This is a genomic window from Salinicola sp. V024 (assembly GCF_052645315.1).
Window position 1 is genome coordinate 41,346 of record NZ_JBQXYB010000014.1, and the last position, 21,422, is coordinate 62,767.

The 21,422-nt window shown below is 57.8% G+C and carries 21 protein-coding genes; 7 read left to right on the plus strand and 14 right to left on the minus strand.

What is annotated here, in order from left to right:
- The first annotated feature begins 24 nt into the window (after nucleotides 1–24).
- The 4 genes from ACUN9V_RS16800 to ACUN9V_RS16815 all read left to right on the plus strand — a co-directional run bounded on the left by ACUN9V_RS16800 (nucleotide 25) and on the right by ACUN9V_RS16815 (nucleotide 3,028).
- On the plus strand, nucleotides 25–579 hold the full coding sequence (locus ACUN9V_RS16800; protein WP_445512231.1) for a cytochrome b: 555 nt from the start codon (nucleotides 25–27) through the stop codon (nucleotides 577–579).
- Between the two features lie 583 nt (nucleotides 580–1,162).
- Nucleotides 1,163–1,891, plus strand: coding sequence for a DUF4396 domain-containing protein (locus tag ACUN9V_RS16805; protein WP_445512232.1), 729 nt, complete (start codon nucleotides 1,163–1,165; stop codon nucleotides 1,889–1,891).
- A gap of 129 nt (nucleotides 1,892–2,020) precedes the next feature.
- Nucleotides 2,021–2,434, plus strand: coding sequence for a hypothetical protein (locus ACUN9V_RS16810; RefSeq protein WP_445512233.1), 414 nt, complete (start codon nucleotides 2,021–2,023; stop codon nucleotides 2,432–2,434).
- Between the two features lie 249 nt (nucleotides 2,435–2,683).
- The gene (locus ACUN9V_RS16815; protein ID WP_445512234.1) at nucleotides 2,684–3,028 is read left to right on the plus strand and encodes a YqaA family protein; all 345 of its coding nucleotides are present in this window, start codon (nucleotides 2,684–2,686) and stop codon (nucleotides 3,026–3,028) included.
- A 39-nt stretch (nucleotides 3,029–3,067) separates the two neighbouring features.
- Here the strand turns inward: ACUN9V_RS16815 and ACUN9V_RS16820 are convergent, their stop codons facing one another.
- The 6 genes from ACUN9V_RS16820 to ACUN9V_RS16845 form a co-directional block, all read right to left on the minus strand.
- Nucleotides 3,068–5,293, minus strand: coding sequence for an SNF2-related protein (locus ACUN9V_RS16820; RefSeq protein WP_445512235.1), 2,226 nt, complete (start codon nucleotides 5,291–5,293; stop codon nucleotides 3,068–3,070).
- Nucleotides 5,294–5,383: 90 nt separating this feature from the next.
- Nucleotides 5,384–6,562, minus strand: a complete 1,179-nt coding sequence (locus ACUN9V_RS16825) for a DUF6094 domain-containing protein (protein WP_445512236.1) — start codon at nucleotides 6,560–6,562, stop codon at nucleotides 5,384–5,386.
- A 15-nt stretch (nucleotides 6,563–6,577) separates the two neighbouring features.
- Nucleotides 6,578–7,174 carry a hypothetical protein gene (locus tag ACUN9V_RS16830; RefSeq protein WP_445512237.1) on the minus strand — a complete coding sequence of 199 codons (597 nt, stop codon included), beginning with the start codon at nucleotides 7,172–7,174 and terminating at the stop codon, nucleotides 6,578–6,580.
- 76 nt (nucleotides 7,175–7,250) lie between these two features.
- Nucleotides 7,251–8,402, minus strand: a complete 1,152-nt coding sequence (locus tag ACUN9V_RS16835; RefSeq protein ID WP_445512238.1) for a DUF3275 family protein — start codon at nucleotides 8,400–8,402, stop codon at nucleotides 7,251–7,253.
- A 108-nt stretch (nucleotides 8,403–8,510) separates the two neighbouring features.
- Entirely contained in the window at nucleotides 8,511–8,909 is a 399-nt protein-coding gene (locus tag ACUN9V_RS16840) for a hypothetical protein (protein ID WP_445512239.1), read from the minus strand.
- Between the two features lie 85 nt (nucleotides 8,910–8,994).
- A complete protein-coding gene (locus tag ACUN9V_RS16845) occupies nucleotides 8,995–9,537 on the minus strand; it encodes a hypothetical protein (RefSeq protein ID WP_445512240.1) in 543 nt (180 codons plus the stop codon).
- Nucleotides 9,538–10,242: 705 nt separating this feature from the next.
- On the opposite strand from ACUN9V_RS16845, the gene ACUN9V_RS16850 reads away from it, so the two are divergent.
- Nucleotides 10,243–12,867, plus strand: a complete 2,625-nt coding sequence (locus ACUN9V_RS16850) for an AAA family ATPase (protein WP_445512241.1) — start codon at nucleotides 10,243–10,245, stop codon at nucleotides 12,865–12,867.
- 196 nt (nucleotides 12,868–13,063) lie between these two features.
- Here the strand turns inward: ACUN9V_RS16850 and ACUN9V_RS16855 are convergent, their stop codons facing one another.
- The 3 genes from ACUN9V_RS16855 to ACUN9V_RS16865 all read right to left on the minus strand — a co-directional run bounded on the left by ACUN9V_RS16855 (nucleotide 13,064) and on the right by ACUN9V_RS16865 (nucleotide 15,437).
- Nucleotides 13,064–14,017 (minus strand): hypothetical protein, encoded by a 954-nt coding sequence (locus ACUN9V_RS16855; protein WP_445512242.1) that lies wholly within the window; start codon nucleotides 14,015–14,017, stop codon nucleotides 13,064–13,066.
- A gap of 332 nt (nucleotides 14,018–14,349) precedes the next feature.
- Entirely contained in the window at nucleotides 14,350–15,039 is a 690-nt protein-coding gene (locus tag ACUN9V_RS16860) for an RES family NAD+ phosphorylase (protein ID WP_445512243.1), read from the minus strand.
- A complete protein-coding gene (locus tag ACUN9V_RS16865; RefSeq protein ID WP_445512244.1) occupies nucleotides 15,036–15,437 on the minus strand; it encodes an antitoxin Xre-like helix-turn-helix domain-containing protein in 402 nt (133 codons plus the stop codon). The genes ACUN9V_RS16860 and ACUN9V_RS16865 overlap by 4 nt, the downstream gene beginning before the upstream one ends.
- Before the next feature lie 341 nt (nucleotides 15,438–15,778).
- Between ACUN9V_RS16865 and ACUN9V_RS16870 the strand changes: the two genes are divergently transcribed.
- Entirely contained in the window at nucleotides 15,779–16,117 is a 339-nt protein-coding gene (locus tag ACUN9V_RS16870; protein ID WP_445512245.1) for a hypothetical protein, read from the plus strand.
- Between the two features lie 30 nt (nucleotides 16,118–16,147).
- Here the strand turns inward: ACUN9V_RS16870 and ACUN9V_RS16875 are convergent, their stop codons facing one another.
- The 5 genes from ACUN9V_RS16875 to ACUN9V_RS16895 are packed head-to-tail and all read right to left on the minus strand — an operon-like array spanning nucleotide 16,148 to nucleotide 20,824.
- Nucleotides 16,148–17,650 carry a conjugal transfer protein TraG N-terminal domain-containing protein gene (locus tag ACUN9V_RS16875; protein WP_445512246.1) on the minus strand — a complete coding sequence of 501 codons (1,503 nt, stop codon included), beginning with the start codon at nucleotides 17,648–17,650 and terminating at the stop codon, nucleotides 16,148–16,150.
- A 1-nt stretch (nucleotide 17,651) separates the two neighbouring features.
- Complete coding sequence (locus tag ACUN9V_RS16880; protein WP_445512247.1) at nucleotides 17,652–18,005, minus strand: hypothetical protein; 354 nt, start codon at nucleotides 18,003–18,005, stop codon at nucleotides 17,652–17,654.
- Nucleotides 18,006–18,017: 12 nt separating this feature from the next.
- Nucleotides 18,018–19,442: a hypothetical protein gene (locus ACUN9V_RS16885; RefSeq protein ID WP_445512248.1), complete on the minus strand. Its 1,425-nt coding sequence runs from the start codon at nucleotides 19,440–19,442 to the stop codon at nucleotides 18,018–18,020.
- 3 nt (nucleotides 19,443–19,445) lie between these two features.
- A complete protein-coding gene (locus ACUN9V_RS16890; protein ID WP_445512249.1) occupies nucleotides 19,446–20,399 on the minus strand; it encodes a TIGR03756 family integrating conjugative element protein in 954 nt (317 codons plus the stop codon).
- On the minus strand, nucleotides 20,396–20,824 hold the full coding sequence (locus ACUN9V_RS16895) for a TIGR03757 family integrating conjugative element protein (protein WP_445512250.1): 429 nt from the start codon (nucleotides 20,822–20,824) through the stop codon (nucleotides 20,396–20,398). Before ACUN9V_RS16895 ends, ACUN9V_RS16890 begins: the two co-directional genes overlap by 4 nt.
- A gap of 155 nt (nucleotides 20,825–20,979) precedes the next feature.
- Between ACUN9V_RS16895 and ACUN9V_RS16900 the strand changes: the two genes are divergently transcribed.
- Nucleotides 20,980–21,402 carry a hypothetical protein gene (locus ACUN9V_RS16900; protein ID WP_445512251.1) on the plus strand — a complete coding sequence of 141 codons (423 nt, stop codon included), beginning with the start codon at nucleotides 20,980–20,982 and terminating at the stop codon, nucleotides 21,400–21,402.
- The last annotated feature ends 20 nt before the right edge of the window (nucleotides 21,403–21,422 follow it).

Genomic DNA, 21,422 nt, shown 5'->3' on the forward strand with positions numbered 1-21,422 from the left:
GTTATACATTAAGGGAGGATCACGATGTCATCTTTTCCATGGAGGGATACACCTGCTTACTACGGTCGAATCAGCCGCTGGCTACACTGGGGTATTGGTGCTCTGTTGCTATGGCAACTGGGCGGTATGACGGCCAAGGTATTATGGGGGCACTCGCAATGGATACAGGCTTGGCTTTCGACTCATCGGCCACTAGGAACGCTACTGATGGGGCTGATTATGGCTCGAGCGCTTTGGGCTCTAATCAGCCTACCCCACCGCCCGACTCATACCGGTGGACTGGCGCGCACAGCCGTAATGTCTCATCTGCTGCTCTATCTGCTTATGCTGGGAATACCGGCTCTCGGGCTCTACATGACATGGCTCGGCGGCCAGCCATTCACGCCATTTGGCATACCTCTATTCGATGGCAGCAGCCCCGAAAGCGGTCGCATGATGATAGCTCGCCAGTGGCATGTCTGGCTTGGTTGGACCCTGCTGACGCTGATTGTTGTTCATGCTGGCATGGCACTTCTTTGGCACGGGCTAATACGGCGTGACGGGATTCTTGCCCGCATGGCTGGCCGCCGACAAGGCTAAACTTCATCATCTAGGCTGAGAATAGGCTGTACGACATGAATCCGATGGCTTTCATTCAACTTGTGTATATTTTCGATAACGGCGCGTCAGTTTCGACCCACGTCATCGATCACCAAGAGATATCTTATGAGCCCAGAAAAAACCAGGGGTGGCATCGACATCAACCAACAAAACCATATTTTATCGAATGTTAATAAGTGAGCATTGTAGCTCTTTCTTCGGACGTAAGAACAAGGCATTATTGGAGCACAAAGATGCCAAAATAGAAGATGGCTTCCTTACGCAGAACAGATGCAGCAAGCTTACTCTTATCCTTGCTTCTTGCTTATCGTACTCATGGTCCTATTTATGAACACCTAGGACGCACCCAAGTATTCAAGGCAACACAAATAGACAAATGTAAATTCAAGCATGCAATAGTGCAAAAGCAATACTTAGCCCCTATCGAGAACCAGATAACGATACTGATAATTTATGGACGCCAATTCGCATGCCGATGGCAATAACGAGCCTGCTTACTCAATTAAGTCTTTTGGGCTCAACAGGCAGCAGCTAGGAATTTAAGCACTAAAAGGTAGTACACATGATACCACACTGGCCTACGGCTCTTTCCTGGCTTTCTGTTGCACTAGGTATTTTGTGCGTTATCTATATCATCATGGTCGTGCGAAGGTACCCACGCAATATCAGCCTCATGAATCATATCTGGCAAACCTTCTCGTTTTTAGGTCATTTATTAACTATTGTTCTCTACCGAAAAAATGATCCTTTAGCAGCGCGAAAAGCTCCTCTAAGGACAATAGCAAATAACGACAAACCTTCATATGATCGTTATACCTCCTTCCCTCTCAAGGTGGCAAAAGGGACCTTGCAATGTGGCAGTGGCTGCGTGCTCGGCGATATAGCTGCCATAGCCTTGATATCACTTTTTCCATCGATTTCCATTTGGTTAGGCTGGCAAACACTATTTGATAAGGAAATATTTTCAGTATGGATATTGAGTTATTTCTTAGCTTTTTTGCTAGCGATATCATTTCAATACCTCACTATCCAAAAGACGCGTAACTCTTCATTTGGCAATGGTATCATCCAAGCGATAAAAGCTGACTTTTTGCCCCTAACTTTTTGGCAAGTGGGGGTGTATGGGTTCATGGCCTTCGCCCATTTTTACCTCTTTCCTTCAGTCTTGGGCCATCCATTGCGGATTAATACAATTGAATTTTGGTTTATGATACAAGTCGCCATGGCTTTTGGTTTTATCATCTCATATCCGGTCAACTGGTGGCTAATAAAGCTCGAAATCAAAGGATAAATGTAGCCTCCGCATAACAATATTATTTAATCACCAAGCAACAGCGGAGTGAAAAACAAGATAATGATTCAGCTTTTTTTCAGGCTCATCGCACACACTTGTACTGCACCAATCATTTAGGAGTATATCATGAAAAGCAGAATCAAAGTGTTGATCCTAGCAATTGCGGTAGCCGCTACCGCTCCGGTTTTTGCTGCACCGGGACACGAAGAAGCCGAAGGCAAAATACTCAAAGAGGGCGTCTCATCTTCTCAGCAACTGGGAGGTAGCCCAGTCCGCTATCAGATTCCCGTCGCCAGAACAGGACAACTGTATTTGAGCAGTGAACATCTTGCGAGCGAATCAAATCGGACGATGGCCATAGAAGCCTCTTTGTACTCGCCTTCTGGCCAACTTCTTGCTAAAGATTCTGACAGCAAAGGGCACTTCACACTCAATGAAAGTGTGGACCCCGGAACCTATTACTTGGATATAAAAGGATCGTCTCTTGGTAGCGTTAACGATTCTGACAATCGTTACAATATCCACATGGGCATCAAATAGCGTCTAAAAAGTCAAAAGCATTTTCGCCAGGCTCCAGAAGGGTCTGGCATTAAAAATGCCCGGCTTACATTATTGAAAAAACAACCTGCCCTTAGAGAAAACAACACAAATTATTTATGATACAGCACCGGCTTTTCCAAGACGACATATGGAGCAACTATTATATTTGAAATAACCAGCTATCTCGGCCTTTTTTTTACGGCTTTGGGGGCAGCAACACTACTGCCAATGCAATCAGAGGTAGTGCTTATGGCCATGTTATTTTCAAATAAATACCTCACCCCAATTTTGCTACTGGTCGCAACATTAGGAAATGTGCTTGGCTCCGCTATCAATTGGTACATAGGTCGCCACATAGACCAGTATAGCCATAGACGATGGTTCCCATGTAAAAAAGAAAAACTTGATAAGACCCGAGCTGTCTATCTACGCCATGGACGATGGATTCTTGTGCTAAGTTGGCTGCCAGTCATTGGTGATCCCTTAACTATAGTAGCGGGCTTCATGCGTGAACCTCTTTGGAGTTTCCTTTTGATCGTCACATTTGCCAAAGGTCTGCGCTACCTCGTAATCGCAGCTATTGCAACAACGTGACCCCTCCGAAGAGGGGTTGGGTTGAGGTCAATGTGAACGTCAAGCGACCAACTGACGGGCCAGCTCCATCTCGACCGACTCGCCATCGCTATTGAGCGAATCCAGCCCAGACTCGGGGATGTCCCCGGACGTGCTCTGTGCCACGGCGATCTTGCTGGCCATCAGCCGCAGACAGGCGATCTGTGACGTCTCGGCGTAGCCGAAGAACAGCACACGCACCGCCCGGTGCTGACCGATACGCCAGGAACGCCGCGCCGCCTGCTGCAGCGTGTAGACGTTCCAGCCCGTCTGCATGAACGCGATCGTCGGAAAGTCGAGAAGATCCAAGCCGGTCTTTACCAGTTCCGGGTTGGTGATCAGTACATCGATCCCCTTCTCGACCTGATCCGCGATCCAGTCCTCGCGCCGACTGGTATCGACGCTCGAGCGCAGCACGGCCGCCTTCAGCCCCGCCTGCTCGAGCACCCGCTTCAGGCGACTCGTCGTGTCGCGCTTGCCAGTGTAGGTGGAGTAGACCAGCACCTTGCGGTCCTCGGCCTTCTCCGACCGGCATAGTTCAACCAGCTCGTCCTCCTTGGGCATCGTCGACGTCTCGTCAAAGATCGACTTCGCGAAGCTGATCAGCTCCCGCGAGCGCGGGTGCTTGACCGCCTCCGGCCGAAAGCAGCAGTCAGGCCACGCCAGCAACACGTTGAGCACCACGCCCAGCAGTGTGGTGTCCTTGCGTGCCAGCGCCTCTTTCAACGCCTGTGTCAGCTCTCTAGAGAGCCTCTCATAGGCGCTGGCCTGGCCGGACGACATCGGGACTTCCACGAACTCCTCGTCATACGGTGGCAGTACATCGCCACCGATGTCCTTGAGCTTGAGAAAGACGGTGAAGGGCAACACGTAGCGCAGTATGCCCTTGGGGCCGAAGCCTGGTGCTTTCACCGTGCGCACCGAGGTTTTCCGGCCCTTCGCCGTCTTGTGTCCAGCGCCCTCGCGCTCCGAGTAGATGTCCTTGAGAACACCGTGCTCGCGCATGAAGGCCATGGAGGCCGCTCCCAGAGAGTTACGCTGGGGACGGTAGCCGTCCTCGATCATCACCGGCGTCAGGATCCGGAAGAGCAGATAGAACAGGTCGTCGGCGTAGCCGCCCATCAGCGTGCCGGTCAGCAAAAGCGTCTTGCGTGCCTTCGCTGCCAGAACTCCCATGGCCTGGCCTTGGGCCGATCCTGCGTTCTTGTACTCATGCCCCTCGTCGACGATCAGCAGGTCGAAGAACTGATCGGGCAGGTAGCGCTTCACGAATTCGCTCGGCTGGAAACCGCCCTCACCGAAACCGAACTCGATATTCGCCATCGCCCGCTCCATTCTCGTCGCCTGTCGATCGTTGAACACCAGGTCGCCGTTCTCGTCCATCAGGTTGATGAACTCGTGCACGTTGTCGGCAAGCATCGACGAGAGAAACGCCTCGCCGAACTGGTCGATCAGCTTCTCCGATGTCACCTTGCCGATCGTCGGAATGCGCTGCAGCGCCTTGAGCACCGAACGATGGCGGGCATCCCCTTCGGGCTGCCGCTGTCGTATGAGTGTCCAGAGCTGGCCACCGCATCCCGCGCACGACTGCTGACGCTCGGTCTGCTGAAACAACTCGAACCGAATCGGCTCATTGTCGTTGTCGAGGATCATGCGGCCGCAATCCGGACACGCGGCGAGGCGACCGGCAATGGTACGCTTCGGGGTGGCCACCGGTACCCAATGGAACCCCATCCGCATCCGCACGCGACCCAGCACGAAGAACTCCGGCCAGCCATCGTCTGGCGGCCCCAACTGCTCGCGCAGTTTGAGCAGCTTCGCCAGCGTATCCGGTCCGTTGAGTACCCATACCCGAGCTTCGGGCACCGTCTCGAGGATCTCGCGCCGCCACTTGTAGACCAGGTGCGGCGGAGACACGATCAACGATCGACGATAGCCTTCGGTCGCCATCACGGCGGCGACGGCGATCGCCATCATGGTCTTGCCGGTCCCCATCTCGGCGTTGATCACGCCGGCACGCTCGTTCTGATCGAGCAGCAAGGCACAGATCGCCTGGACGACTTCCGCCTGGGCGTCGAATGGCTGTCGCGCCAGGCCGCCCATCACCGCCTGGCGAGCAGGGTTGGCCCGTCCATCGTAGACCGGCGGGTAGGTGTTGTTGAGCGTATCCAGAAGTCCGTCGCCGAACTCATCGATGAAATCGTTGAGCGCGATGACGTTATCCGGTGCTGTGCATGGCATGTTCATGTCCATCTCCAAAGAAAACGGACAGAACACGCCCCTACGGGCGGTATTCTGCCCGTAGGGGTTGGCTCGCCCTGGGGCGAGCTTGTTTGGTTATGCCGTCTCGGCGTCCGAGTCGGTAGATTCAGATTGTGCCGGAGCATCCTGCGCCGGCGTCGAGGTGATCTTGAACAGTCGACCCTTGTCGGGAGAGTCCGGCGTCACGTCCCAGGCCATGATGGCCGGCACGAAACGATCGGTCAGAATCCGACGCTCGCTGATGTTGCCATCGGCGTCTTCGTCGAACTCGACCTTCGAGCACTTCTCCTTGAAGGTGTCGCCCTTCACGACCAGTTGACGTCCCGACCGCGAGGTCACGATGCCCGATATGCCTCCCGCTGCCAGCGACAGCGCGAGGTGCCAGCTCGAAAGCCGGCGCAGCGGACGTCGTTGTGTAACCCCATCGGTCCAGAACGCGAGGTTGAAATCGGGCCATAGCCCGCCCAGCTGATCGATCTCCTGCTCCAGCTGCTCGGGTTCCAGCGACACGCGGTAGCAGTGTGGCGCGCTGCCGATCGCCGGCGGCACGTCATAAAGACCATCACACCAGATCGATGGCAGCGGCTCGGGCTTGAACTCTCCCAGCCCGATTTGCTGCAACATCTTCCTGATCGTTTTGGCCCTATCATTGGCCAGTAGTGCATTGCGCTTCGTGCGAACGCCAAAGATGACGACCTGCTTGAAGGTATCGACCGCGGCCTCGAACGCAGTGACGCGATCGAAGTGTTGGCTGACCCAGCTCGACAGCTCATCGTCGAAGACGTAGTGCGGCACGATCATCACCATGATCCCGCCGTACTGCAGCAGGTGGACACAGCGCTGGTAGAACAGCTTTTCCAGCCGCTGCCGGCCCTTGCCGGCATACCCCTTGCTGCCGCCGGTTTCGCTGACGAGATCGCCGTAGGGTGGGTTGAAGAACATCATGCCGAACGAGCGCGGCGAGATGACGGTGTCCATCAAGTCCGACTGGATGCCGACATCGACCAGGCGCTGCATGTGGCGCGCGCGCTCGAGATCGTACTCGATGCCATAGGCATCAGTTCGTTCCCGGCCCAGCCGGTGAGCGCTTTCCAGAATCGCGTGCCCTTCGCCGGCGCACGGATCCAGAATGCGCACCCGCTGGTCATGCGAGGTGCCCAGTGCCTGGAGGACACGTTCGATCGTGTCCTCGTCGGTTGGGTAGTAGCCGTTCTTGGCGAAGTTGCGCGCCAGTCGCGGAAACATCAGAGCCATGATGGCCTCCCGGGTTCATTGCGTGGCGAGATCGCCGGAGTGGATGAGCTGACCAATAGCGTCCTGGACGTTGGTCAGTGAGAGATCGATCCAGACGCCGGACAGGCGCTCAGACGTTCGATCGAGCATGCGTATCGCACCGTGCTCGAGGAGCAGCTGAACGACCATGGGTCGCCAGTGATCGAGCAGTGGAAACGCGGCGAGATCCCGCAGACGTGACCAGAGCATCGCGCTCTTGTCCTGACGAGAGTCGCGCTCGTTGAAGATGGCGTAGCACTGACGGTTGGCCCGATCGGGATCCTGACAGCGCTGGTCGAACAGCCAGAGGTTCAGCAGGCTGCCGAACCGCGTCTGCCGATAGGTCCGCGTCGTCCGCTTCGCCAGGCGATCGCGATCCAGATGCAGGGCGACCGTCTGATCGTCCCGCTGCAGCGTGATCCCGTTCCAGCCGCCTTCGGCGATCGGCAGGGTCAGCTTTGCCATCAGTTCGTGAATGGCGGTATCTCGCCCCCATAGGGACAGAAAGACCGCGTGGTCGCCATCGGCGACGTAGCTGTCCAGAAAAAGCTCTGGCGCCTCTTCGAGACGCCAGAGCGGAGTTGTAGTTGACATGCTGCCTCCATCAAACAGAATGGGGGCAAGCTACCCCCGAGGGGCAGTCATCGCCCCCGAGGGTTGAGTGTCAGATTCAAGCCGCTGCCGCAGCCGAATAGGTCCAGGTTTGTGACGTGGCATCGAAGGCGTAGCCCATCTGCTTCAGGCGAACGACCTGGGCACGGAAGGTGCCCCGGTCGACCGTGGGATCCAGCTTGACGCTATCGCCCAGCGGCCATTGGTGCCCGAACAGCTCGATGTCCTGATCGTCCGCCTGCGGTCGGCGCTTCGATGTGGCCTTGGCGCTCTCCTCTTGCGGTTGATCCGTCGATGCCGGCGTGCGGTTTTCCTGATGCGTCTGCTTCAGGAATTCCGCTGCCAGACGTGCCGCGCCGGTGGCGCGAAAGATGGCCTTCTTATCCGCCTTCAATACGCCGATCCAACTGGCGATGTAGGCAGCGTCGAATGCCTCGTTGCGAATACCGAAGTGTCCGCACAGAAAGGCCGAGCCCAGCTGCGCGACCAGCTCCTCGAGCGCGTAGCGTTCGGAACCGAACGGCTCGGGGTCAGTGATCCCAATGCGTGCCAGGCGCGATTCGTGCCCGGTGGCATGGGTGAGTTCATGCAGTGCCACGCTGTAGTAGCTATCCCCGTCGTGGAATCGCTCCTTCGCGGGCATCAATACCCTGTCCTGCCGGGGGTAATACCCTGCGATCTCGCGATCCAGCGAGTGCGTGACCTTGATGCCACAGTCGTCGATGAAGTCGTCCAGCGCATCCACGCTGTCGAATCCCTCGACCGACGTCGCCGGCGGATTCGTGATCTCACCGGGCAGACCGTCACACTGGTCCACATTGAAGAGATTGAATCCCCGCAGGATGGCGAAATGCTTCTCCCTAGGATTGCCCTCCTCGTCCAGCACGGGTTCGCCGGCGTCATCGACGATCTCGCGCTTCATGGGTTTGTAGAAGCACGCGAGAGTGCTTTTCTCACCCTTGCGTACTGTGCCCCCGGCCTCTTTCGCTTGGCGAAAGGTGAGCCAGCGGTCCTGTGAAAATCCCCGCTTATCGGCCATGTCCCAGAGCAGAGGCACATTGATGCCGCTGTACTGGCGACCGGAGACGGCGTTACAGGGTATGAGTGGCGTTCGGCGGGACGGATCCCAGGGCTGCCCGATACCGGGCAAGTGCCCCTGCTCAAGACTTTCCAGAATCCGATCAGTGATTGCCTGGTAGATGTCGGCCATCGTCGAAACCTCATGATGACGACCGAGATGCCCCACCGGGAGCGAATCCCGGTCGGGGTGGAAGAGAAAAGCCCATCGAAACGGGCTTATGGGTGGAATAGCGTGTATTCAGGCAGCCAGACGATCACGTCCGGACAGTGAGAACACCAGCGCCTGCTTGCCAAGCTGATGCTCCAGCTCGACATGGACACCGACGAACAGCGGTAGCAGTAAGCCACCAGTGCGATGCGGTGCCGGCATGTCGAGATCGAGCGACCGGCTTCCTGCAGGCGCCTTTATCAGCTCGTCTCGAGCCTGCGCCAGAAACGCATCGAGGCGTTCGATCCAGTGCAGGTCCTCAAGAGCCGGATGCGATGTGCCTGCCGTCTCGAACAGCGCGACCACCTCGTTGATGAGGGGCTGCTCCATCTGCACCATCACGTCGCGACGATCGGGGCAAAGCCCCAGACGTTGCGCCTTGGCGGTGAGATCGATACGGACGTTGGCGTTGTGCGTGTTGCGATTCATGGGGGCTTCTCCTTAAGAACGAAAAAAGGGGAAGCACCTCGCCCCAGGGAGAAGGAAACTTCCCCATGGGTGGATACCGCTTGGTTTATGCCGGCAGAACGTGTGCCTTCCAGGTATGACGGTGCGTGTTCACCTGATGGTGATCCACGACCTTGCCCTGGTCATTGCGAACCGGCTCCTTGACGACGACCGCTTCACGCCCGAGAAACTCGAGCGCCACGGCATCGCCAACAGCCAGCGGGGTCTCTCGCGCCACGCGCTTGAGATCGATCCCCCACACGGTCTTGTCGTCACCACGCTCGGGCCGCAGCGTGATGTAGTAGCTGAGGCGGTTGGCCTCGTCGAACTGATAGGGCGCGCTGCCATGGGCAACGATCTCTCCCTCGTGTGTCGCGCCACGGCGATGAGAGGTCGATCCCGTCTTGACGGAACCTAACGCTTCATTCTCATTGCCGGCCGCACCGCTGCCGAAGCCAAAGCCAAAGCTGATGAGGCCAAGGCGCTTTAGCACCACCAAGGCGACCAGCGTCAGCCAGATCCATCGGAGTGGATCAGGAATGACCTGTGGCAGCATGAGCGGAATCAGAACGGAGAACAGCAGGGCTCGAGAGCCTTGGAAAGGATTCATGGTGCAGCTCCAGTGGATCGGGTCCGGGAGATACACCATTCCCATCCGGGGAAAGTGATTTCCCGGATGGGTGGTTCGGCGCGAGGCCGAGTATTCGGAAGTGGCATCCAGCTCAGATGAGCGCCGTCTTTCGGGATGCGTTAACGGCTTCGGGAATTGCCCGAAGGCAAAAGGCGTCACTGATGACCGTCAGTGACCAGCGGCTTGCATCTTGAGGATAGCCGGACTGGACAAGGAGCTGCAAGAGCCAGTAATCCAGCTAGCTCCGCCCTGCCCTCGCTGGATATCAAGCACGCCCTTTGGCTGAGTCGATAGTCTAAGTGACTGGCACTTGAGCAAACATTTATTTACATTCTTAATATTCGGCAAAGAATATAGGGCTGGTTGGCCATCAGATGCTATGGGCTGACGATCTGCATCAGCTGAGGCCGCTTTCGGCCCAAAGCGGACGTCCGACAAATTGGCAAAGCTGCTGAGAAACAGCTTGCAGCCTTGGGCCCGTCTCTAGCTGTCTTATCTGATGAATTCTTCCGGCCGCATGACGGAACTTGTAGGTGGAATGCTTTCGAATCGACGAAAGCGGTTACACCGGCTTCGACCTGCTGAACCCTGAGCAGCAGTTCCAAAAGGGCGAAAGCCACTGCCATCGACGATGACCAAGCCCGACGCCTGATCGAAGGCGTCGTTCTATTGAGAGAGGACTGCATGGCAAGCATTTATTCGGAGTACCACCGCTTCCTCTCACACCTGGCGCAGCAAGAAGTGCATGACGACGTGCGCCAGCTCGCGCACTTGGTGCTTAACCATCTGCAGTCACTTGCCGAGGTCGGCGCCGCACGTCGCGGGCGGTCAACGCGCCTCGCGCCGCTGGCCGTGGCGCATCTGGCGCAAATGCCTGTTACGTACAACGAAAATGCTCACGGGCTTGAAGCCGGACCAGCTTTCGGACGCCTGCACCAGCTTGTGGTGGGGCCATTTCGCGGGTTCATGCGGCAGGAAACATTCGATCTCAGCCATGACATCACCCTAGTCTACGGTGCCAACGGTACCGGCAAGAGCAGTTTCTGCGAAGCACTGGAAGTGGCGATGCTCGGCTCCATCAGCGAAGCGCAGGTCAAACGGGTGGACCAGCGCACCTACTGTAACAACGCCCGCCTGCGTCGCCATGTCACGCCGATGCTGTCGGCTAGGGGACCAGAAGAAGTCGAGGTCGTGCAGCCGGACGAGTCGGAGTACCGCTTCTGCTTCATCGAAAAAAACCGCCTCGACGATTTCGCTCGCATTGCAGCACGGACCCCGGGCGATCAGCGGCAACTCATCGCAACCTTGTTCGGTGTGGATCAGTTCAGCGAATTCGTACGTGGCTTCAATCCATCGCTCGATCAAAACCTGATGCTTGTCGGGGTCCAAGCGTCACAACTGGCACAGCGTCGCCTACTGCTGGCAAATTCCGAACAGGTGATTGCTGCTTACCAACAAAAGATCACAGGAGTCGAAGGCCAAGAGCGCGATTTAGCACAGCGCATGTCGCCGGGTGCGACGTATCAGGCTTGCGTTGACTGGCTGCTAGGAACTTCGCAACAACAAGGACGGCTGCCGTATGTGCAAGATCAGCTTGATGCGGTTCCGCCTACCATCCACGAAGTGACCCAGGCCCGGCTGCAGGCACCGCTAGCAGAGGCCTACCGCCTTCAGGGCCTGTGGCACGAGTCGTCCGTTCAGCTCGCAGCCCGCGCCGGTGAAGTACAGTACGCCAAGCTTTATGAGGCGGTGTTGGCCTTGGCCGATGGAGCTACGGCGTGTCCTGCCTGCGGGACAGGGCTGGCCGCTGTGGCGCAAGACCCTTTCGCCAAAGCGCGCGCAGGTCTGGAGCAGCTTGAACAACTGGCCGCCCTTCAGCAGCACGAAGCCAGCCTTCGGGTACAGTTAAGCGAGGCAGTGCGATCGCTTTGGGAAGAGATGCGGCGCGTGGTTGCGGCTGCTACCAACGTTTGTTCAGCAGAGTTGCAAGCTGCTGGCCTGCCTCAGCTGCCTCCGGCCTCTGCGGGCGACTGGCTAAACGCGTGGGTCGACGGTGAGCGGCATGCTTGGAACGGTCTACTGCGGATCGCCGAGATCATCGAACGCTTCGATTCGCATGCCCGCGGAGTTCATAATCAGCGCGCAGAGCTGGCCCAAGAGCGAGTCACGCTTGACCAGCATCGGTTAGAGATCGAACGGCTTCGGACAATGCGAACGACAGCCGACCAGGAACTGGCAGCAGCCCAGCAGACCGTTGCTCAGTTCGACGAGGCGAACCACGAACTGATCCAGGCCGTTGAGGCAGAAGAGCCGGTGGTCATGCACCACCAGCGGATCAAGACCGCTTATGAGGGGTTTCTGCCAGAGATTCAGAGCTACCTGGCCGCGCTGCCGGGAATGCTGCTACAGGGGCTGGGGGAACAGGCCCGAGATCTTTACAACTCATTCAATCGCCGTGATCCTCCCGGCGGTCTGCTGCATGCGCTGTGGCTGCCTGTGGCAGAGAACGGCAAGATCGAAGTGGAATTCGTTGGCGAACCGAGCGTGAGGTATGATGCGCTGATCGTCTTCAGTGAAGGACACATCAAGTGCTTGGGCTTGGCGATTCTACTGGCCAAGAACATCGCGCAGGGTTGCCCCGTGGTCATCTTCGATGACGTCGTCAATGCCATCGACGATGAGCACCGTGATGGCATCTGGCGTACTTTCTTTGAGGATGGTCTGCTGGATGGCAAGCAGGTCATTCTGACCTCCCACGCCGAGGAGTTCTTACATCGCATTCAGCAGGAACTGGGTGCGCGGCGCGCGACAGCCATCAAGCGCTACAAGTTCTTGCCGCATTACGGAGAGCATGAACTCCGTGTTGATAGCAACCCGCCGGCAAAGAATTATGTTCTGCTGGCTCAGCAGGCATTGGCATACGACGAGAAGCGCGAGGCGCTGCGTCAGGCACGGCCGGCGTTGGAGAGCCTCACCGATCGTATCTGGACCTGGCTAGGTCGGCGCGCGGATGGCCGCATCGAGCTCAAGCTCGGAGGACCACGCTCGCCGTGGGAACTGAACAACAAATGCGTCAAGCTGAGGTCGGCTATTGGCCGCATCGCAAGTCATCACGACGGCGCTACTGATGTCGTGACCACACTCGACCAACTGCTAGGCGTCGGTGCGGGAAGCATCGAGTGGGGTTACCTCAACAGCGGTGTTCACGACTCGCAGCGTGACCATGAATTCGATCGTGCGACCGTACGGACAATTGTCGAATCTGTCAGGGAGTTGGACACAGCGTTGGAAACGCTAATCAAACGATGATTGGATGGTCTCACTACACTTCATGCGAAAGATACTCTGGAGCATGCCGCTCTATTTCTAACGATTCGAAAACGTCACTGGGATGAACTCTGATCGTAGTCCTCTTGAGGTCGGAAGCGGGCTTCGGCGAGCGACCGCCATTGGCCGAATGTGACCCAAGGCGGACGTCGGGCAGCATGGCATCTCTTGCGGGGAATCAAACTTCTTCGCTATCGGAGTCCATCGTTACATTCGGATGGTTGTGCCAGTCGCACGCACCGCAACTGAGGAAGTAATCGCCATCTGGCGGGATGTCGATATCGAAATAGGTACGGATGTTTCTTGACCGACAGGAAGGGCATTCTTCCATCCTTCCCGTTCTTTGACGTTGCAGAAGTTGAATGAACGTGCGCAGCGTAGCTTCGCAACCGCTTACCGCAATCTCTGTTGCTACCTTGTCCGCGCTTCGGGAATGTGTTAGCCAGTTCACGAGTTGCCATGTTTCCTTGGCTTGACCCTTCAGATACTGGCGCAGGCGTTCGTTACTTCCGCCGCCACATAGAACATTCAGGAGCGTATCCGCCCAGCTTACGAAGTTAGCGACTTGCGGGACTTCCACACCCTGAGGCAGGACAACCCGTCGGTGCACTGCGGTAGTAAGTGAGATTAGGCCCTCGCGTAGAAGCATCCCGACAGCCTGCAAGTCCTCAACTTCGATCGCATGCCCAAAGCTTTCGCTCGCTTGTTCAAATCTTCTCAAAACCTCATCAAAAGGTGTCGGGTCGTTTCCGTCGGGCGAACCCGAGCGGCTACGAACTCTCGCCATTAGCCCAACATGGAACGAAAGTGTGTAGTCCAGACTCGGAAAGTGCTGCTGCGAATAGAGGTTAGTAGGGTTCGTGATGACCCACCACCTGCCTTGGTCAGTAGTCACGTCCCACATCTCGTATGACTCGCCCATCACGACCTCGCGCTTCACGCGCTCTACGTGAGTGACAATCTCGTCACGCGCTTGACTATGGACATAGTCAGCAATGTCTTGCTCGGCGAACGGATCGCGTTCAACCGAGTAGCGACGAAGGATTTCGGCAGGAACCGGATGGTCAGGTGGCAGCACGCAGTCGTCTTCTGCTTCGAAGAGTGCATTTGGCTTAACAACATCGTCTGTCATATGCGCCACCTTGGCTTCGTTGGAGGTCGACTTTTACTAGTTACTCAGTCAAGTTATCTGATATGAGAGCCACTTGCACCGATGTCCGCTTTTGGCCGATAGCTGTCGTTGGGGTAGACCTGCTTCTTTTTGACAGAGAGGGAAAACCGGTCCGGGACGGAGCTACCAGTGTAAGAGCAGCCTTTTGGCCTTTTCCCCGCTCGGCCCTTTCCCTCGTCCAGCCTTTTGGGTTTTCCCCTGGCAAACAGACGGGTAAGCCCCTTCCCCTTACTCCCCCTTCCCTTCCTGCCTTTTTGGCGGGCCCTTTCCCCTTTCCCTCGAGAAAGCGACTTCTAGGGTTGGCTCACTTCATTCACGGCGACAATGCCATCGCTCCAGATCATTTCCAGGTGGGTGGACTGGATGATTGAGCGAACGGGGCGGGGTGTCATGAGTCCCCAACAATGTGCTCCAGCGTGCCTGACGGAGTGATACCTGAGGCCTGGCGCCTGCTTCTGTTTGACCGCAGTGCCCAGCGCACGACTAGCGATGTAATCGTCCGGTGCGAAGATCGGATCGGTCACCGGTAGCTGACAAAGGTCGATAAGCTCGGCTTCCGAGAACTCGCAGACCAGCCCGCGGAAGACGAATCGCTCGTACTGCAAGTCGGGCACATTGCTCCAGTAGGCCTCCTGATGGTAGTGCACTTCGGCGATGGCAGTATCCATGCTATCCGCCAAATACAAGATGCCGAAGCTACCATCGCTGAAGCGCGATCCCTCAGGATTGACGTGAGTAAAAGGGGCAACGGCATACGAGCATCCTGGTATGCCAAACGGGATTTCCTCCCTGGGAACGAGCCGCAGGTCACCGGCTTCGGCCAGCATCCTAGGGTTGGTCAGTGCCTGTAGCTCATGCAGCGCCTCGAACTCCTGCTCGTCCGCGACATCGTCGAAAAGGCTTATCGGAGGAAACTTGGAGCTCACCAACCGATATGCCCGACACACTGCATCGGGGCGGATCGGGAGCGGATCGAGGTTCACCACTGAGCGCCTCGCAAGCCGTCAATCCGCTTGAAGGTTTCATACAATCCAGGAAAACCGCCGCTGATCATGGTGTCGAGCGGCGTACGGCCTTCGAACCATTGATTGTGATTGGGCATGGTCATGAAACCGTAGAGGTTCGCGGGGTTCTCAAAGACGGTTCGTAGCGCCGCATGAATGTTCAAGACCATGCTGATCCGAGTCAGCTGATCGCGGTCGATGGTGGCTTCCCAACCCGGCTCTGATCTCTTCGCGCGATTGTAGGTGCTGCGTGAGATCCGAAGTACTTCTACACCCTGCTCCTGAGTCGCTCCCCAGTTTTCCAGGATACGGATCGCTGCGCGCAGGCCCGCTGTGTCGCGAGTCTTGTTCGCTGCAGGATGTGTTGCGATGGCCATTGGCGATACCCTCCTGAGTCCCAAGACACAATAATAATACTATTGTTTCTTAGGATCCAGACCGGACATCTGGCTCGATCACCCAACAACCCCAGCCTGCAGGGCTCGGATGTAACGCAGCAGATCTTCGCTGCGGCCATCGCTGACCAACTGCTCCGCAGTCTGGTAATCAAAGGTGCTGATAGGCTCGTTTCGGAACAAGAACAGGCATCGTGGCACCATAACGCTAGGGCGACGAGATAGATGCAAGTAAGACACGTGTATAGGCATATAGAAAATTGCACTAGAACAGCGACGGCGCTACTGTAAAGCTATAGCTCCACAACCAAATGGAGGCTCTCATGAGTCTCAAAAACTGGCTCTGGAACGACAACGCACGAGAACTCTTCCGCGCTCGTGAGGCATCTGGCGACAATGCAGACCAGCCGACGTCTGGACGGCGTGGCAAGGTCCAAGCAAGAAAGCTGGCCAAGGGTTCTGCAGCGTTCACGTCTGCCTTACTGTTTGGGACCAACGAGTCTCAGGGGCTGTTGCGGACTCTGGGAGAATCGTCCAAGCACTCTGATGGCAATCATGATCGACCTGCATTTGCTCCACCAGAAGCTAATTTGAACGACAGTCGCACAAACACATACTTCGGTGACTACTACGATTCATTTGGGGTAGAGGTCGAAGATTAAGAGGGCCGTCATTGACGACCCTCTTTCGTATCACGTTGCCTTACTCTGGACCTTATCCGCTGCCTTGCTGCCAGCTTCGCGACCGGGCTTCGTGGCCTGATTCATCCCACTCGATATTGCATTCCCCGCGCCTGCGCCGGCCCATCCCATAACACCTACCCATAGTCCGGGTAGCACTACAAACATCATTCCGTTCACGAACCGTAGCACCATCTTGTCATTGGCGTTCTCCACGCCGGCCAGCCAGCTCATTTTGGCGGCATCACTGCCGTACATGAGATCGATTAGGTGCGAGTCGAGCCATCGGGCCAGTTCCCACCAGAACGTCAGGAAGAACAATCCGAATAGGCCGAACATCGCAAGTCCTGCGACCTTCACCGAATAGCCCGAGGCCACCGAGACGAACGGCAGGCAGATGATGATGGCCATCAGCATGATGCCCTGGATCATCGGCAGTGACTGTCTCAGGCTATCCATACCCGCCTGGAACGGGATGGTTCCGAGGGCATTCCCGACCATGGCGGCAGTTGACGAAACATCATCGGTGATCCCGCCATCGAGACTGCGATAGCCGATCGAGGCCTGCTCAGTGTTGCCGTTGGCCGCGCCCGAGCGTGGACTCACCATCCGACGGATCATGTACTCCTCGGGGGACGATCCCGTCGGGAAGAAACTTTGCATGCGCGACCAGAGCGTGGTGTCGACCTGGTCGACAAGCCGTGCGGCAATCCCCTCAGAGCTATCGCTCCACCATTCCCGGCAACTAGGATAGCCAGGATCCCCAGGACCGGTACTCGGTCGCGCTTCGTCCCGACTCGCCTGGTAGGGAAAGCCTGGCATCGGTCGGGGTGCGTAGAAGCTGTCGTAGTATCCGGCGGTATCGAGGAAGTAGTCCGATCCGATCCAGTCGACGTCCTCGCTTGCCGCTTGATCCAGGCTCGTCCCGCTCTGGAACAGCTTGTTGCGTGCCGGGCCGAAGCACGCCAGTTGGAACTCGCCCACTTCACGCTTTAGCCCGGGGTCGGAGATCGAGGTCAGATCGAGGGCCGTGCGCACGGACTGATAATCCGTCGAGCAGGGGATCTTCGAGACCGCGACATTGGTGATCCCCTTGGAGATCGAATGCGTCAGCGCCCACCACATGGGCACCCTTGCCTGCTGGCCGTCGATCGACGTCATGGTCGACTCGCCCCATTGCCCGGACGACATCATGACCGTGCCGCACTGATCGGCATGCTCCTGGTTCACGTTCACTGGATCCACGTTGAGTGTGAACACCGGCACGCAGGTGAAAGCCAGCACCAGCAGCATGACGTAGAGGCGAGACTCGATCCGGTTGAGCGAGAGCACGCCCTTGTTCCCTTCGTCGTCGCCCTCCTGGCGTGCCCGGAACCATTCGCCGGCGACGAGCGCGATGAACGGCACCACCGCGATGCCGGTAGTGGTCAGGGCATCCCAGATACCATTGTTCACCACCCACCCCAGAGTGAGCATGGTGCCTTCCATATAGTCATTGACCGCAAACGTCGCCATGTCAGACTCCCCACCAGATGAACAGGTTGTATCCCTCAATCAGCACGACGACGATCAGGATCATGCGCTCGAGTTTGCGCAGGAGCAGCCGCCCCTGTTCGCCGCCGTCGCGATCCTCGGCGACGCGCTCGAGGAGGCGTCGGCGACCATAGCGGATCCAGAAATAGGCGAGCGTGCCGTAGAAGGCCAGACGCCAGATCAGCAGCCAGGCGCGATGCTCTCCCAGCGCCACCCGAAATTCCTGAATGCCACCGTAGAGCCGCATGCCCACGGAGACGACCACACCGCCGGCGATGAACGCAGCCACCAATCCGACCAGACCCAGAAGGAGGGGGTGGCGTTTGAGCATCGACATCACCGCTCCCCCTTACTCGGTGTCGACGGGCGCGCCGCGACCGTCCAGCTGGCTACGTGGCGTGCTGAACTCGTCTTGCACCGAGCCGCTTGCCCGATTGGAGGCTCGGCGGAGGGCCGACATCGCGGCGCTGCTGGCCAGCGATTTGCGGATCTCCATCTCGCTCTGCAGCAGTTCGATGTCGCGGTTGAAGGCGTCTACCTTGCGATCCAGCGCAGTAATGCCTTCGGGATTGTTTTCGATGCCAGGATCGCTGGACCCGGCGATCAGCGCGCGCCGCGCCCACATCGACTTGGTCAGTGTTCGGGCCAGTGCCATCTCGCTGGACAAACGCTGAGCCAGCAGCGGTCCCTGCGGGTCGGTACGCAGGGACTCGATCACGCCACGCGACACGGCCAGGCCGTTGCCTGCAGAGACGTCGTTGAGCTTCGACTGGGTAATCTCACCACCATTGATCATCCCGACGAGGGTCTCGTGGATATTGCTCTGCTCCTCCTCGAGTTCGCGGATCAGCCCAGTGCCCGCGATGGTCTCCGATTTCTCGCAGCCATCACAGGAACGCAGCTCGGTGTCGCCGACGATCTTCTTGGTCCACTCGGCGGCATCGCTCGGTGAACCCCAAACGGTACACATGCCGCCCTGACAGTCGTTGCCGCTGCTGTCTGAACCGCCGTTGCCGCCGGCGATACCACCGCCGCCGACCCAATCCCCGCTCGAGGTTGCGGCCGATCCCCAACCATCGCCGCCACCGGATACCGACTCGTCGCTCGTCGGATCGGTGCGGCCATAAAGCAGGTTGTAGCCCGCCTTGGCCGTGTCCTCGACCACGCGCATCGGCTGCTGGCCACTGCCGCCGCGTTTCTGGCCACCCACCCAGGTCCGGCCGGCGTTGCCGGCCTGCGCCTCGGCTTCCTCCTGGGCCGCGACCGCATCGGTGTTGCCGGCCGCGATGTCCCGCCAGTTTTCGGCCATCGCGCCCTGTTGCATCTGGCCGCCGACCGTGGCATCGGCCAGTTGCTCTGACATACGCTGGCAGGAGAGCTTTGACTTGTCGAAATCGAGCCGCCCCTGCATGACACCATTGGTCAACAGATCGTAGAGCGCAGGGTTGGATCGCTGGATGATCATCGCCGGCAGGCTGGCCACCGCACCGGTGGCGTTGGAGACCACGCTGCCCATCATGTTCTGGAATCCGTTGGTGACACCGTTGAGCTGATTGCTCACCGTCGACCCCACGTCGAAATTGCCGCAGGTCGCATTGACGTCCCAGCTGACGCCCATGCCGGTCATGCGCGGACTGTGGCTGAGCCCCGCCGAGGCGCCGAAGGGGGCGGCACCACCGATGTCGTAGTAGAGGCTGTCCGCCGATTGCGCCTGAGCCAGCATCGGTGTCGCCAGGGTCACCGAGAGGGTCAGAGGAAGTAGTGTTCGTTTCATGGCTTACTCTCCGGTGAAGTACAGCAGTTCCTGGCCCCGTTTCTTGCAACAGCGATAGGGTCGCCACAGCGCCCACGCATAGTCGCCCGGATCCTGCAGCTGATCGTTCTCGCCACCATCGGGGAAGGTCGAGCAGGACATGCGCATGTTGGGGGCCAGCTCCTGCCATTCGTGGGTCTCGGGATTGCCTTCCTTGACGGGATCCGGCCCCCAGATGCCGCTGCTGGGAGAATTGCGTGCGACGAGCGGCTGGTAGACGTGGGGCTGACCGCTGCGGGTCACGACATCGGCGGCACGCTGCGCCGCCGATGCGGCGACCTTGTAATCGTGGGTCTGGGAGACGAAGCCGCTACGTGGGTAGATCGGGCTCCACAGATCGCCGACGTCACCCATCTCGCGCATGCCCGGTGTCAGTGCCTCGGGGTAGGCCATCTCCGGCACGCCCGATCGCCAGGCCAGCGCATCGAGCGTGGAGATGAAGTACGGCATGAGCGGCTGCGAGTTGCTTTTACAGAACCAGCCGAAACCGCTGGCGAACTGGTAGAACAGCTCCGAGGGATGGCCGATCACATCCACGTTCTTGAAATGCGTATTCGAGTGCTGCTGCGCGACCGACTCCCGTGCGGACCCGCCGCCCAGGGCGTCGCCCGTCGGTGGTGGCAGCATCGCGATCTCGGTCCAGGGGTTATCGCCGGTGTTTTCGTAGGCGCTCACGACCAGCTCGGGAATGTAGTGCTTGACACGGATCGAAGTGCGCACCGTACAACCCCAGGCCGAGCAGTGAAGCCAGGCGCACATGCCTATGACTTGGTAGTCGAGGCACTGCGTGCTCATCGACGACTGCAGGATCTCAGGCGTGGTGATCGCCTGCACGCGCGGTGCGCTCGTCATGCTGGCCAGCCCAACCAACAGCGCAAAGGCAATGGCCACCGGCAGCGTGGTGAGGGAACGCATCATCGTTGATCTCCCCTCGCCTGCTCGATCTCCTCGAGCGCGCGCTCGACGTCCGGCTCGCCGTACACGACATACCGGCTGTCGACCACGACCGCCGGCACCGTCTCGACGCCTAGCATCCAGGCGCGGGCCACACCCTGATAGAGCTGGCCATAGTCCTGGAGCGTTCGCTGCCACTCGGGATCGTTCATGCGTGCTTGCAGCACCTGCTTCGCGCGTGAGGGATCAGCGGGAAGATTCTGCGACAGCCGAGCGTCGAGACGCGCCGGCGCATCCAGCTCGACCACGGCGGCAGAGCTGGGCACGTTGACGACCGGCTCACCGGCGGTTGTGAACACCTCAACGCCGGCGGAGGCATTGTGGCTCCAGGCCAGCAGGCAGATTGATAGCAACACGGCGCCTGGCCGCAGCTGATGGGCGAAGGACATGCATCGGCTCCCACGGCGGTATCAGCAGACAGGTTTACCGGGCGAGGGGCTGGGAGGCAGTAGAGAATGTTAAGTCAATCGGATAGGGTTTTTGACGTGATACCGACGTCTTCATAACATCACATGAGATTTTTAATAACACGTGGAAAATTACGATGGCAAAAGAAACTTTGGACCTTTTTGATCGAGAGAAATTTATCGAGTCGATATTCCCTTTCTTGAATAACTTCCTAACAACTTCGATACTGTTAGCATTGTCTTTATTCTCTGCAACTCGGCCCTTTCATATTATAGCAACAATCCCAGCAATCATATTTCTATTTTTAACAGTTTGCGCAATGATTCTGAATCACTGGCGATTCATCGATAGCATCATCAAAAACCCAACCCCAGAGTCCATACTTCCTTATCATAAGGCGAGAGGACCAAAGTCATTAGACTGGTTTGGTGGGTTCCTCAAAGCCCTATCTCAAGAAAGGCGATATACGCTGTTGGGTGCATTGATTTTCGCCCTATTCCAGACCGCCATGCTGGTAAACTTTGCGATGGCAGTAATAAACCTAAAAACACTGTTATAAACGAACCGATGGTTGCTTGG

Coding starts and splice junctions, on each gene's coding strand:
- ACUN9V_RS16830 (WP_445512237.1), bottom strand. CDS start 7,174: ATGTCAACTACAACTCCGCTCTGGCGTCTCGAAGAGGCGCCAGAGCTT.
- ACUN9V_RS16880 (WP_445512247.1), bottom strand. CDS start 18,005: ATGTCGATGCTCAAACGCCACCCCCTCCTTCTGGGTCTGGTCGGATTG.
- ACUN9V_RS16850 (WP_445512241.1), top strand. CDS start 10,243: ATGGCAAGCATTTATTCGGAGTACCACCGCTTCCTCTCACACCTGGCG.
- ACUN9V_RS16865 (WP_445512244.1), bottom strand. CDS start 15,437: ATGGCCATCGCAACACATCCTGCAGCGAACAAGACTCGCGACACAGCG.
- ACUN9V_RS16855 (WP_445512242.1), bottom strand. CDS start 14,017: ATGACAGACGATGTTGTTAAGCCAAATGCACTCTTCGAAGCAGAAGAC.
- ACUN9V_RS16895 (WP_445512250.1), bottom strand. CDS start 20,824: ATGTCCTTCGCCCATCAGCTGCGGCCAGGCGCCGTGTTGCTATCAATC.
- ACUN9V_RS16800 (WP_445512231.1), top strand. CDS start 25: ATGTCATCTTTTCCATGGAGGGATACACCTGCTTACTACGGTCGAATC.
- ACUN9V_RS16815 (WP_445512234.1), top strand. CDS start 2,684: ATGGCCATGTTATTTTCAAATAAATACCTCACCCCAATTTTGCTACTG.
- ACUN9V_RS16845 (WP_445512240.1), bottom strand. CDS start 9,537: ATGAATCCTTTCCAAGGCTCTCGAGCCCTGCTGTTCTCCGTTCTGATT.
- ACUN9V_RS16840 (WP_445512239.1), bottom strand. CDS start 8,909: ATGAATCGCAACACGCACAACGCCAACGTCCGTATCGATCTCACCGCC.
- ACUN9V_RS16835 (WP_445512238.1), bottom strand. CDS start 8,402: ATGGCCGACATCTACCAGGCAATCACTGATCGGATTCTGGAAAGTCTT.
- ACUN9V_RS16870 (WP_445512245.1), top strand. CDS start 15,779: ATGAGTCTCAAAAACTGGCTCTGGAACGACAACGCACGAGAACTCTTC.
- ACUN9V_RS16825 (WP_445512236.1), bottom strand. CDS start 6,562: ATGGCTCTGATGTTTCCGCGACTGGCGCGCAACTTCGCCAAGAACGGC.
- ACUN9V_RS16890 (WP_445512249.1), bottom strand. CDS start 20,399: ATGATGCGTTCCCTCACCACGCTGCCGGTGGCCATTGCCTTTGCGCTG.
- ACUN9V_RS16810 (WP_445512233.1), top strand. CDS start 2,021: ATGAAAAGCAGAATCAAAGTGTTGATCCTAGCAATTGCGGTAGCCGCT.
- ACUN9V_RS16805 (WP_445512232.1), top strand. CDS start 1,163: ATGATACCACACTGGCCTACGGCTCTTTCCTGGCTTTCTGTTGCACTA.
- ACUN9V_RS16820 (WP_445512235.1), bottom strand. CDS start 5,293: ATGAACATGCCATGCACAGCACCGGATAACGTCATCGCGCTCAACGAT.
- ACUN9V_RS16885 (WP_445512248.1), bottom strand. CDS start 19,442: ATGAAACGAACACTACTTCCTCTGACCCTCTCGGTGACCCTGGCGACA.
- ACUN9V_RS16875 (WP_445512246.1), bottom strand. CDS start 17,650: ATGGCGACGTTTGCGGTCAATGACTATATGGAAGGCACCATGCTCACT.
- ACUN9V_RS16900 (WP_445512251.1), top strand. CDS start 20,980: ATGGCAAAAGAAACTTTGGACCTTTTTGATCGAGAGAAATTTATCGAG.